This window comes from Peptoclostridium acidaminophilum DSM 3953, from assembly GCF_000597865.1.
Classification (GTDB): Bacteria; Bacillota; Clostridia; order Peptostreptococcales; family Peptostreptococcaceae; genus Peptoclostridium_A; species Peptoclostridium_A acidaminophilum.
Map to the genome: position 1 here is coordinate 1,031,640 of NZ_CP007452.1, position 12,701 is coordinate 1,044,340.

Annotated in this window: 12 protein-coding genes; 11 read left to right on the forward strand and 1 reads right to left on the reverse strand. The window is 45.2% G+C overall.

The features are described from left to right. Positions 1–13: 13 nt before the first annotated feature. On the reverse strand, positions 14–1,516 hold the full coding sequence (gene glpK, locus EAL2_RS05075) for a glycerol kinase GlpK (protein WP_025435327.1): 1,503 nt from the start codon (positions 1,514–1,516) through the stop codon (positions 14–16). A 147-nt stretch (positions 1,517–1,663) separates the two neighbouring features. On the opposite strand from glpK, the gene EAL2_RS05080 reads away from it, so the two are divergent. From EAL2_RS05080 to EAL2_RS05125, 11 genes are all read left to right on the forward strand, one after another. Then, a complete protein-coding gene (locus EAL2_RS05080; protein WP_025435328.1) occupies positions 1,664–2,533 on the forward strand; it encodes an aminotransferase class IV in 870 nt (289 codons plus the stop codon). Between the two features lie 50 nt (positions 2,534–2,583). After that, positions 2,584–4,200: a putative manganese-dependent inorganic diphosphatase gene (locus EAL2_RS05085; RefSeq protein ID WP_025435329.1), complete on the forward strand. Its 1,617-nt coding sequence runs from the start codon at positions 2,584–2,586 to the stop codon at positions 4,198–4,200. A gap of 206 nt (positions 4,201–4,406) precedes the next feature. Next, on the forward strand, positions 4,407–5,957 hold the full coding sequence (locus EAL2_RS05090; protein WP_330375813.1) for a 4Fe-4S dicluster domain-containing protein: 1,551 nt from the start codon (positions 4,407–4,409) through the stop codon (positions 5,955–5,957). A gap of 156 nt (positions 5,958–6,113) precedes the next feature. Next, positions 6,114–6,500, forward strand: coding sequence for a hypothetical protein (locus tag EAL2_RS05095; RefSeq protein ID WP_025435331.1), 387 nt, complete (start codon positions 6,114–6,116; stop codon positions 6,498–6,500). Positions 6,501–6,535: 35 nt separating this feature from the next. Then, positions 6,536–7,513, forward strand: coding sequence for a GGDEF domain-containing protein (locus tag EAL2_RS05100; protein ID WP_025435332.1), 978 nt, complete (start codon positions 6,536–6,538; stop codon positions 7,511–7,513). Between the two features lie 163 nt (positions 7,514–7,676). Next, entirely contained in the window at positions 7,677–7,997 is a 321-nt protein-coding gene (locus EAL2_RS05105) for a nucleoside triphosphate pyrophosphohydrolase (RefSeq protein ID WP_025435333.1), read from the forward strand. 10 nt (positions 7,998–8,007) lie between these two features. Then, positions 8,008–10,293, forward strand: a complete 2,286-nt coding sequence (locus EAL2_RS05110; protein WP_025435334.1) for a DEAD/DEAH box helicase — start codon at positions 8,008–8,010, stop codon at positions 10,291–10,293. Further along, complete coding sequence (locus EAL2_RS15145) at positions 10,294–10,986, forward strand: hypothetical protein (protein WP_051489085.1); 693 nt, start codon at positions 10,294–10,296, stop codon at positions 10,984–10,986. Positions 10,987–10,995: 9 nt separating this feature from the next. Further along, a complete protein-coding gene (locus EAL2_RS15150) occupies positions 10,996–11,415 on the forward strand; it encodes an HNH endonuclease domain-containing protein (protein WP_051489086.1) in 420 nt (139 codons plus the stop codon). A gap of 66 nt (positions 11,416–11,481) precedes the next feature. Continuing rightward, entirely contained in the window at positions 11,482–12,333 is an 852-nt protein-coding gene (locus EAL2_RS05120; RefSeq protein ID WP_025435335.1) for an HNH endonuclease, read from the forward strand. 130 nt (positions 12,334–12,463) lie between these two features. Then, positions 12,464–12,685 carry a YdbC family protein gene (locus EAL2_RS05125; RefSeq protein ID WP_025435336.1) on the forward strand — a complete coding sequence of 74 codons (222 nt, stop codon included), beginning with the start codon at positions 12,464–12,466 and terminating at the stop codon, positions 12,683–12,685. Positions 12,686–12,701: the final 16 nt, after the last annotated feature.

Genomic DNA, 12,701 nt, shown 5'->3' on the forward strand with positions numbered 1-12,701 from the left:
GCACCCTTTCATACTATTTTTCGTCTTCCCATTTCATGGCTCTCACGACAGCTTTCCTCCAGCCTGAATAGAGCGCTTCGCGCCTTTGCGGGTCCATATGTGGCGAGAACTCGCGGTCAAGGCTCCAGCTGCTCTCGATGTCTGAGATGCCATCCCAGAAGCCGCTGGCGAGCCCTGAAAGATATGCGGCCCCAAGGGCGGTAGTCTCGGAAACCCTGGGCCTTCTAACGCAAACTCCGAGCATGTCCGACTGGAACTGCATAAGCAGGTTGTTGGAGACAGCGCCGCCGTCGACGCGCAGCTCCCTAAGGCTTATGCCCGAGTCCCGCTGCATGGCGTCCAGAACATCCCTAGTCTGGTATGCTATCGATTCGAGAGCAGCTCTTATTATGTGGTTCCTGTTGCTGCCGCGCGTTAGGCCCGTTATCGTGCCCCGCGCGTACATGTCCCAGTAGGGAGCGCCAAGCCCCGTGAAGGCCGGCACAAGATAGACGCCGCCCGTGTCCTCCACCTTGCCTGCGAAATACTCGCTGTCTCCCGCATCGCTTATAAGGCCCAGCTCGTCCCTAAGCCACTGAATCGACGCGCCGCCCATGAAAATGCTGCCTTCGAGCGCATATTCGATCCTGCCGCCCAGCCCCCAGGCTATCGTAGTAAGCAGGCCGCTTTTTGAGACAATTGGCCTCTCGCCAGTATTCATGAGCATGAAGCAGCCCGTGCCGTAGGTGTTTTTAGCCATCCCGGGCTTTGTGCACATCTGGCCGAAAAGGGCCGACTGCTGGTCTCCTGCAATGCCGCTGATTGGAATAGACTGCCCGTGGAAAGGTCCGCTGTCGGCATGGCCGTATACATGGCTGGAGGGGAGAACCTGCGGCAGCATGCACCTTGGAATGCCAAGTTCCTTTAGCAGCACATCGTCCCACTCGAGCTTGTTTATGTTGAAAAGCATAGTCCTCGAAGCATTTGAGTAATCGGTGGCATGCACCTTGCCGCGAGTAAGGTTCCAGAGCAGCCAGGTGTCTATTGTGCCAAAGAGCAGCTCGCCCCGCTGCGCCCTCTCCCTTGCGCCATCCACATGACTTAGTATCCATGAGAGCTTTGTGCCCGAAAAATAGGCATCCAGTACAAGTCCCGTGCTCTCACGCACATAGTCCTCGAGCCCGCTCAGCCTTAGCTCCTCGCATATGGCAGCGCTCCTTCTGCACTGCCAGACAATGGCGTTGTATATAGGCTTGCCGGTGGCCTTCTCCCACACAACAGTAGTCTCACGCTGGTTAGTGATTCCAATCGAAGCGATTTCAGCCGCGCTTATCCCGCAGCTTTCAATGACCTCACTGGCGACACCGCTTTGTGAGCCCCATATTTGCATAGGATCATGCTCAACCCAGCCGGGTTTTGGGTATATCTGGGGAAACTCCTTTTGAGCTATGCCAACGACACTTGCCGACTTGTCGAAGAGTATGGCCCTCGAGCTGGTGGTGCCCTGGTCGAGCGAGAGTATATATTTTTTCTCCATGAAAGCCTCCTTTAAAAATAAAGTTGTTATGTTGGGGCCCTTAAGTTGGTATATATCCTATAAAGCAATTATAATATTATTAATACACAAATGAACAAACAAAAGTCAATCTACATAAAAAAATGATATATCCAGGAGGAGAAAAAAATGAAAAACGAAGCCATTAGAAACTACATCTACCTGAATGGAAAGTTCATGTCAACAAAGGAAATCAATCCGCTCGAGTACATGTGGGGCGACACGGTTTACGAGGTAGTGAGAATAAGGGACGGCGTCGCAGTATATATTGAGGACCATGTCGAGAGGATGAGAAATTCGGCAAAGCTCCTGGGACACACCTTCAGCCTTGATATAGAGCTTGTTGAGGATGTCATAGAGCAGCTGATAGAAAGAAACAGCGAAAACAACATGAACATAAAGCTCGTAGCTACAAACTTCGTGGCAGGCGGGTGTGATTTTGCGGCATACTTCATAAACAGCTTCTATCCGCCTGTGGAGATGTACCAGAACGGAGTTCATACCATACTATACAATACGATGAGGGAAAATCCCCATGCAAAGACAATGGTCAGGGAGCAGAGGCAGGCCATAAACAGAGAGCGTGAAAAAGTCGGAGCATACGAGGCGCTGCTTGTTGACGAGCATGGAAACATAACAGAGGGCAGCAGGTCGAACCTGTTTTTCATAAAGGACGGAAAGCTCTATACGCCGCCGTCAGAAAACGTGCTTCTGGGAATCACAAGAAAAAACCTGCTTGAAATATGCCGGGAACATTCCATAGAAGTAATTGAAAAGGAAATAGCCGCAGCCGAGATAAAGGATTTCGACGGAGCCTTCATAACAGGCACTTCAATAAGCGTGCTGCCGATAGCCACAATAGACGACATCAGGCTGGGGTCCGCAAGCGACATCACCATAATAAAGCTCATAAACTTCATGAAGTCCAGGGCAACCGACTATATAGAGCGCAAAAAACTCGAAGTTGAAAAAGACAATAGACTTCTGCAGGAAATGTAAATATAATTAAGAGTGCATATTTCAATAATGACAAGGTAGGGAATGAAATTATGAGCATACTTATATTCGGACATAAAAATCCGGACACAGACTCTGTGGCATCAGCAATAGCACTCTCGAGACTAAAAAACACTCTCGGAATGGACACAAGGGCATGCATACTCGACGAGGTGTCAAGGGAGACGGAATACGTACTCAAATTCTGGGGAACCCAAATGCCCGAGAAGATAAAAAACGTGAAGATACAAATAGAGGACCTTGAAATAGAAAGGACCCAGGGCGTGCTTCCCCACAGCTCCATAAGGCAGGCATACAAGACAATGGAGGCCAGAAGCATAAAGATACTCCCAGTGCTTGACGGCGGAAGGAGACTGCTGGGCATACTCACAATGAAGGACATAGCCATGTCGCTTGTCAAAGGAGAGCACTACACCCTTGATACGAGCATCTCAAACCTGCTTGAAGACCTGCATGCGGAGCTGCTTACAGGCGACAAGCAGTCAAGGGTGATGGGAGAAGTCCTAATCGGAGCGTTCTACCATGAGACTCTCAAGAAGGTGGGATTGCTGAACGAAAACAGCATAGTAATAGTGGGAGACCGCTACGACATAATCGACCTGGCCATAGAAAAAAAGGTCAGGCTGATTATAATAACGGGGGGCAACAAGGCGCCGAAAGAATATGTGGATGCGGCCGCTGCTGCCGGCATAGCAATGATAAGCTCTCCCGAGGACACTTTTGCTACGGCAAAGATAATAAGCCAGTGCAACTTCGTATCCTCCATAATGAAGTCGGACGACATAATAAAGTTCAGGGAGTCCGAATACATGGAGGAGCTGGCCGATGAACTAAGGACAAACAGGCATTCCAACTATCCGGTTGTATGGGCCGGCAACATATACAAGGGCTTTGTCAACAGAAGGCATATACTCAGCCCTGGCCGCAAGAAGGTAATACTCGTAGACCACAATGAGTATGCCCAGAGCGCCAAGGGGCTCGAGGAGGCCGAAATACTCGAGATTGTCGATCACCACAAGATAGGCGACATATCAACCACAATGCCAATATCATTCAGGAACATCCCGGTGGGCAGCACCTGCACAATAGTCTATAATATGTACGGCGAAGCCGGCGTCGAACTTGACAATCAGACTGGCGGACTCCTCATATCGGGGATACTCTCAGACACTCTGCTGCTGCAGTCGCCGACGACTACAGAAAGCGACAGGAAGGCGGTAGAGAAGCTGAGCGAAATGCTGGGCATTGACGCGCACTCCTACGCCATGGACATGTTCAGGGAGGGCACGTCGCTTGCCGGACAGACCACGCACGAGATATTCTACAACGACTTCAAGGAGTTCACACTGGACGGCTTCAAGGTCGGAATATCGCAGGTGTTCACGCTCGACACAGACGAGGTTTTCAAAAGAAAGGAAGAGTTCATAGACTTCGTCAATAAGGTGCAGAGCGAGAGCGGCTACGACATCACGCTCCTGGTCATAACAGACATACTCAGGAACGGCTCGTACCTTATATTCAAGGAAGAGCACCCGATAATGAAACCGGTTCTGGGAGATTTCGAACAGGGCGGCTTCAGAGAAGGTGTAGTCTCAAGGAAAAAACAGGTCATACCAACTGTCATGAAGGCCATAAGCATGATAAAGTAAGCTGAATGTGAAAAAATTGATATACGCGAGTGCAAAAATGCCCAGCAAAATCAGATGCTGGGCATTTTTTTATCTCATCAAAGCCCGTAAAAGTACAAAAAAACCAGGTGAAATGTTAAATTAATAACCCTTGAAAACCTTGCAAAAACTATTGTCAAAAGCTCTGGAGAGGTATATTATATAAATATATACAGTATACAAAATGCGTGATAAAAATACAATTAACCAGTCGGATTGACAACATATATGACGAGGTGAGCGGATTGTTCAAGTTTGGAACGGTTACAAAGAGGGAAAAAAGCGAAATACTCCAGGAGATAATTAAGCTCTACAGAGAAAAGAGACTCAGCAAGGACGAGATAGAAAAGCTCTCGAGTGATTATGTAGACAAGCAGGAAGAGCACTACAGATGCTGCATATACAAGGAGAAGGCCATAGCGGAGCAGAAGATAAAGCTCGGCCTGGGCTGCTCGGCCGCCGAGGACGAATTCGAGCTCAAGAACATAATGGGCTACAAGCAGATAGTCCACATAGTTAGCGCGGCGTGCGACAGCTGCCCTATAAACAGGTTCACAGTCACAGAGGCCTGCAGGGGCTGCATAGAGCACAAGTGCATGGACGTTTGCCCCGCCAATGCGATGGTAAGAATCAACGGAAGAGCATACATCAACCAGAGCCTTTGCAGGGAGTGCGGACTTTGTAAGACTGCATGCCCATACAACGCCATATCAGAGGTGCTTAGACCTTGCAAGGCGTCATGCCCTACTGCGGCGCTTAGCATAGAGAGTAAGCAGAGGAAGGCCATAATCAACGAGGAAGAGTGCATCAACTGCGGCCAGTGCGTAACGGCCTGTCCCTTCGGCGCAATATCGGACAAGAGCTGCATAATAGCCATACTCGAAAAGCTAGAGGAAAAAAGCGGCAAGAACATATACGCAGTCGTGGCTCCGGCAATCGGAAGCCAGGTAGAAGATGACGTTACAATGGGCAAGCTAAAGAGCGCCCTTAAACAGGTTGGATTCCATGATGTGATTGAGGCCTCATACGGCGCTGACATGGTGACGGCCGTGGAAACCAGGGAGTTTGCTGAGAGGCTTGAAAAGGGCGACAAGTTCATGACCACATCCTGCTGCCCTGCATTTGTGAACTACATCGAGAAGGAATTCCCGGAGCTCAAAGCCAACATATCATCTACTGTATCGCCAATGATGGCCACAGCCAAACTCATAAAGAAAATGGATGAGAACGCAACGGTCGTATTCATAGGACCATGCATAGCCAAGAAGAACGAAATCAAAAAAGACAGCCTCAGGGGCATAACAGACTACGTAATGACCTTCGAGGAGCTTTCTGCGCTTTTGAGCGCTTACGGCATAGATCCTGCGGACTGCGAGGACGAGCAGGTGAGCGAGGGTTCGGTATACGGCAGGAACTTCGCGGCAGGCGGCGGAGTCAGCGGAGCTATAGCTCAGTACGTGCAGGAGGCCGGCCTTGAAGTCCAGTTCAAGCCGGTAAAGGTTGCAGGTATAAGCGAAGTCAAGAAGGCGCTTACAATGGCAAAAATCGGAAAGCTCGACGGCAACTTCATAGAGGGCATGATGTGCGAGGGAGGCTGCATAGGCGGACCTGCCAACATATGCGCCCTCAACAAGGCAAGAGTCAACCTCAAGAAGTTCAACCAGAACTCAAAAATACAGAGCATCAGCGAAAACAGCGAAACAGGCGCACTCGAAGGCATGCACATGCACGTAGAATAGTTATTAGTCAAAAACTGCAAAAAGCCATCCTGAAAAAATTTTCGGGGCGGCTTTTTCTGTACGAAAAGACAAATATGGAATATACTAATATAATGTAGAAACTGCTTAGACTTAAGCGGGCAGTCATTAAAAATAACAATAAACGGAGGAAAATAAATGATTACAGCATACATGGCGGGAATATCAACAGGCTACGAGGGCGAGGACATAGAAATAAGGTACAGCATATACAACGGACAGGAACTGATCCGCAAGGATTCAGTATTCAAGGACTACAAAAAACCGGCCGTAGTGGGACCGGCTTCAATGCTCGCACTTCTCAAGGAGCTAGAGGAGTTCAACGGAGAAGAAATAACAGTGATAGCAAACGATCCGGCGCTGAATGAGCTTGTAAGGGGAACGTCGACGACGCAAAACAGGGATGTGCTGAAAATGGCAGGCATGCTCAAGAAAAAACTCGCCGAATTCAGCCCTGGGGTTACACTGAAGGACGTCAGCCAGGACAAGGAAGAGCTAGCCAAGTGGGACGAAGAACTGAAATAATCGGCTGACTGGAGCAGACGATTTGGAGGTGAAAAATGGACTATTCAAAGCTTACAAAAGAAGAGCTTATAAATAGAATAACCGAGCTTGAAATGCTAAACCGGGAGCTTCTGAGGGAAAAAGAAGCTGAGACAAGACTTGACTTTGCGTGGACTGGCAATCTGGGACACTGGTACTGGAACATCCAGACCAACTCGGTCGTGTTCAATCCGCTGAAAGTTACAACACTTGGCTATACAAAGGAGGAGCTTCCGCAGAAAGTGACATATCAGTTTTTTACGGACAAGCTTCATCCTGACGACTATCAGAACGCTATGGATGCAATGCTGCTCCATATGAAAGGCAAAAAGAGCGTATATGAGGTTGAATATCGAATCCAAGCCAAGGACGGTAGCTGGAAATGGTTCTATGATCGCGGAAAGATAACTCAAAGAGACGGTGAAGGGAAGCCGTTGTTCGCCTCGGGCATAGTGTTCGACATCACCAAGAAGAAAGAGCAAGAGATAAGCTTGAAAAAGAAGAACGAAAAGCTCAGGAAAAGTGCCGAAACAGACGCCCTGACGGGCATAAGGAACAGAAGGGCCATAATGGACGAACTTGAAAGCAGGGTGCTCGAAGCCTCTATAAACAAATCCCCGCTCTCCATAGCAATATTCGACATAGACAAATTCAAGGCGATTAACGACACTAAGGGTCACGTTGTTGGAGACAAGGTCATCAACGAGGTCGCCAGCATCATAGCGAATACAATAAGGGGATTGGATTCAGCCGGAAGGTACGGAGGAGAGGAGTTCCTCGTGATACTTCCGAATACCGACAAAACAAACGCGGCAGGCGTTGCCGAAAGAATCAGGAAAAACGTCGAAAGTCATGACTTCGGCGAAGGATTCAAGGTTACAATAAGCGGCGGAGTAAAGCAGTTCCAGGGAGAAGAAAAGACAGAGCTAATAGATGGGGCTGACAAGAATCTCTACGAAGCAAAGAACGGCGGAAGAAACAAAATAGTTGTATAGGCGGCATCATGAGAATCCATCCGGAAACATTCTGGGTGGATTTTTGTTGTCCCCTTCATGGGGACGGGTAACATAAATATATGTGGTTTACAATATTGAAAATATCTGGATTTGGATGTAATCTGTATATAAAGACACATTGGATTTGATTGGGAGGTATGGCATGAAAAAGACAGTCCACAACAAGCTTGTCAGGGACAGGATTCCTGAAATCATAGAAAAGAGCGGAAAACGAGCAGTGACGGAGATCCTTTCCGATGAAGAGTATATGGAGCTTCTAAATAAGAAGCTTATGGAGGAAGTACAGGAGTATATCGAGAGCGGAACACTAGAGGAGCTTGCAGACATAGGCGAAGTCATGCACGCAATAATGGACCTTAAGGGCATAACCATAGAGGAGTTTCAAAGGGTTAGAATGGAAAAGCTCGAGCAGAGAGGCGGCTTCAAAGAGAAGATATTGCTTAAAGAAGTCATAGAAGATTAGGGGTGAAAAAATGCATAGTTACAAGTCAGCCGGAGGAAGCGCAGCTGAGGACTTGTTCATAGATCTGTTTTGTGACACTTTCGGCGGAGAAAAAGGAGGATATCTATACTCTCAGTATCCCTTCTACGACATATATCAGGACAGCAGGTTTGCAGATTTTGTCCTGGATAATGGGGGAAGGCGCGTAGCAATAGAGATAGACGATGCTGCAAGCCACAACAAAGCCATCATTTCTAAAGACAAGTTCCACGACGACATGCTCAAGCAAAACAGCATGGTCCATCTGGGATGGGATGTATACAGTTGGGCTGTTTGGCAGCTTCAAAACGAGCCTGACAGAGTCAAGGACGAACTGCGCGTATTCTTGGGAAACCATCCGCTTTTTAAGGAAATCCAGGACTATCTTCCAAAGCAAAGAGGCAAGAGCCTGGACGGCTCGAACCTTAAGCTAAAGGAGCACCAGAAAGCGGCTCTTGAAGCATTGAAGGCAATGAGAGATGTACATGAAACAATCGCATTGCTCCACCATGCAACAGGAACAGGAAAAACTGTCACGGCTGTTATGGACGCAAAAAGTTTAGGCGGCAGGGTGCTGTTTGTGGCTCATACGCATGAGCTTGTTATACAAGCCAGCAACACATTTCAAAAGCTATGGAAATCAGCGCCTGTTGGGTTGTATGTGGAGAGAACCAAGGAGCCAGAAGAGCACGTAGTATGCGCAAGCATACAGAGCGTGGCGCTGAACCTGGATGAATTCAGGGATGACGAGTTTGACTATCTTATTATAGATGAAGCCCATCATGCCTCGGCCGAAACATACCAGAAAGTGCTGGCTCACTTTAGACCAAAGTTCATATTGGGTCTTACTGCCACACCGGAGAGGTCGGACGACAACGACATACTTGAGATTTTTCAAAATGTGGCTCACAAGCTGGACATAAAGACGGCAGTGGAAGTGGGGGAGCTTGTGCCTATACGCTGCATCAGAATACATACCAACATAGACTTGACGAAGGTAAGGATAAATAGCTTTCTTTACAAGTCAAGGGAGCTTGAGAGCAAGATATTCGTACCGGAACGCAACGCTCTGATAGTTGCTACATGGCTTGACTATGTCAAAGGCAGGAAGACCGTGGTTTTCTGTGCCAGCGTGAAGCATGCAAACGAGATTGCAACGCTTTTTAAGGAGAACGGTATCAACGCGATTGCCGTGTCGGGGGAGATGAAAGGTTCAGAGCGCAAGGAGCAGCTGGCCAAATACGAAAACGGTGACATACAGGTGCTTTGTGCATGCGACCTCCTCAATGAGGGCTGGGACAGTCCAAAAACTGAAGTGCTTTTCATGGCCCGCCCTACAATGTCGAAAGTCCTTTACACCCAGCAGCTTGGACGAGGAATGAGGACAGCTGAAGGAAAGGAAAGCCTCATGGTGTTCGATTTTGTTGACAACTCAGGCAGATACAACATGCCATATTCAGTGCACAGGCTTTTTCAGCTCAAGGACTATCGTCCGGGAGCATTGGCCGTAGCATCAGAAAATCAAAGGGTTGCAGAGCAGAACCTTTACTTCAGAGGGGAAAAGCCTGAGGCAATAATTGACTATCCGGTGAGCGCCACTGACTACGAGCTGGTAGACATATTCAACTGGCAGGAGGAAGCCGAGGGCATGATAAGCCAGAGCGAGTTTGTCCGCAGAGTGAGCGTCCAGAGCGAAACAATTGATGATTATGTGCGCAAGGGCAGGATAGTGCCGGATCTTGAGGTGCCAATGAGCGAGCAACGTACATACAAGTATTTCCGGGAGGAAACCGTCGAAAAGTATGCAGAAGAATATGGATGGACAATAATCAGCGACGACAACAGGAAGGACCTTTTCATGGATATGTGCCGCACAATGGATATGAGCTACTCATACAAGCCGGTGCTAATAAAGGCGATATTGCAGCATGCCGATGATAAAGGCAGAGTAAAGCTTGCTGATATAGTTGAGTATTTCAGAGGCTTTTATGAAAGTCGCCGAATCCGGGGTCTTATAGTGGAAAAGAAGCGAAGCATATACGCTAAAGGCGGTTATACAGATAAAGACGTAGAACGAAATATACTCATAAATCCATTCAAGCGTTTTGAGGACATGCAGATGCTGAGACATACAAAAACACTAGGGATAGTAGAAGTCGACAGTGCGGTATGGAAGAGGCTTACTCAAGAAGAAAAGGAAGAGCTTGAGTTAATTTGCGATAAGAAGCTTCAGGAGTATTTTGATAGGATTGTGAAAAATATAAGGGGAATGCACTAAATGATATGTCTACCATCAGACCAAAGCGTAAACACAAGGGTATTTGAAAGATTGCTGGATTATAGCAATCTAACATCGAGCTACAAATTATTTTGGTTTAATGGTATCTTCCAAGAAATTATAGCGGGAAACAAATCTGTGAGTTTCAGAAGAATCGTTTGCCGTATGATTTGTGCAGCCTGGTACCCGGTAGTTCAATACAGGCTTAATCTAGGGATATGGGATAAATTGTATGACACAGTTATTGTTATTCAAAGAAAGTATGGAATAAGTCCAAATGAAAAGCAAGAGGTGTTACTTGATTTTTTGGACAAGATTAATGATTCAGAGATAGAAAAGCTAATAAGCAATTTATATAAATATGTACCTTATCGCTTGATTGCGCCTTTTTACGAAAATGAGTTGACCGGTTTAAAGGATGGCGTCAAGAATACCAGAATATATGAACTCTCAAGGCTTGATAATAATGCTATCTATAAGATAAGACGAAAGGAAAGCTCAATAGAGATAAACGATAACTGGTTCAATTATATTTATTGCAATCAAAATATTGTTTACGGATGGATGAATTTTAAACTCATCTACTTTTTGCAGAAAAAAAATCCCAACGTACCCGCAATTCCATTTAAATTGAATCCTCCATATCAGCGAGATTTGAGCAAAGCTAAAAGATTTTGGAATGAAGTAAAATAATATGTACAGTTGAAGGATATATACACAAACGAGGCTTTTACTAAAGAAAATTTTAACAGATATGGTGAATTGAGTATTGATCATTTTATTCCTTGGAGCTTTGTTTTACATGATGAATTATGGAATTTGGTGCCGACATTTAAGAATATTAATAGTTCAAAAAGTGATCGCCTGCCAAAGAAAGAATCTTATCTGAATGAATTCTGCGAAGTGCAATTTAGCGCATTTCAAATTATACGACAAAATAAAGCAATGAGCAAATTGCTTGAAGACTACATGCATTTAAATGCATCATTAGTCTATGACGTTAAAAATAATGCAAAAGGGATGACAAAGGATTCTTTTGTAAATTCATTAAAAGATACTATAATGCCGCTATATCAAATCGCGTATAATCAAGGATATGGAGTCTGGGAAAGTAAAATATAAACAGCATGAAATCATTTGGAAAAAAATAAGTTTTGAAATCCAGCGCATTTCAGGAGGTGAAGCCAAATGAAAGCAACTGAAAATTATGTATACAAAAAAGAGGTTGATTGGTCGCTGTTAAATGAAGGGCTCACCTTGCCTGTTGAAAACCAAGTTGTGTTCGGTAGGAATATGGGGAAATTTCTTGCTCGCGGTGAGGCGAAGAATATAACGGTGTACTTAGATGGGAAGAGCTACATTGCAAGAATAATAAATCTAAACTTAAATAAAAAACATAATCGAAAGAGTGATATGTTGCAAATTAGATATTCTTCAAGTAGTGAACTTTCGAATGCATTAAAGGCGTACTTTACAAAGAGCTATCAGTATATCTCAAATAAAAGAAATCTAAGGGAGAAAAGTGATAGAAGTATAATTCGATTACCAGAGGATCACAAGGAATATTTGGCTATATATACTACTGAATATGAGGACACATACTTATTTGAAACAATTGTTGCGGAGGATATTTATCAATTGAAAGAAATTGTAAAAAACAAACAGGAATATTTGTTGGAAGCAAGCTTCAATTATGATGTGATTGATGAAAAATCAACATTATTTGAGACCGAGCGTATAATGAAAATTCGTAAGCTCAATAAAAAAATTGGCGATAACTTAAAGCTGCTTTATAACTTCAGATGTCAAATATGCGGTGAAGATGTGGGTAAAAAATACGACTCGCAAATAGTTGAAGCCCATCATATTGAGTATTTCGTTAGAAGTCTAAATAATGATTCAAATAATCAGCTTATTGTGTGTCCTAATCATCATAGAATTATTCACTCTACTAATGCCACATTTTATAGAAACCGGCTTGCCTATTTATACCCGAACGGAGTTCAAGAGAGGTTGGTTTTGAACAAACATCTAAGGTGATATTGTGTTAAAATGAAATAAAATAAGAATTATAATATAATTTGGTCGTTCATTGGCATTATGTATTTTGATTAAAATGTAGTTTAATAATGAATCGGCACAATGTTCAAATTGAGAACGGAGGTATATTATGGCAGACATCAAATATGAAATCACAGGGCAGTTCGGGAAAATATCAGAATCCTCAAAGGGTTGGACTAAGGAGCTGAATCTTATAAGCTGGAACGACAGAGACCCTAAGTACGACATTCGTGAATGGGCGCCTGGACATGAAAAAATGGGTAAAGGTGTAACTCTTACGGCGGATGAGCTTAAAGAGCTAAAGAGACTACTTAACGAAATGGATATTTAGATCTCATGACGAAAAG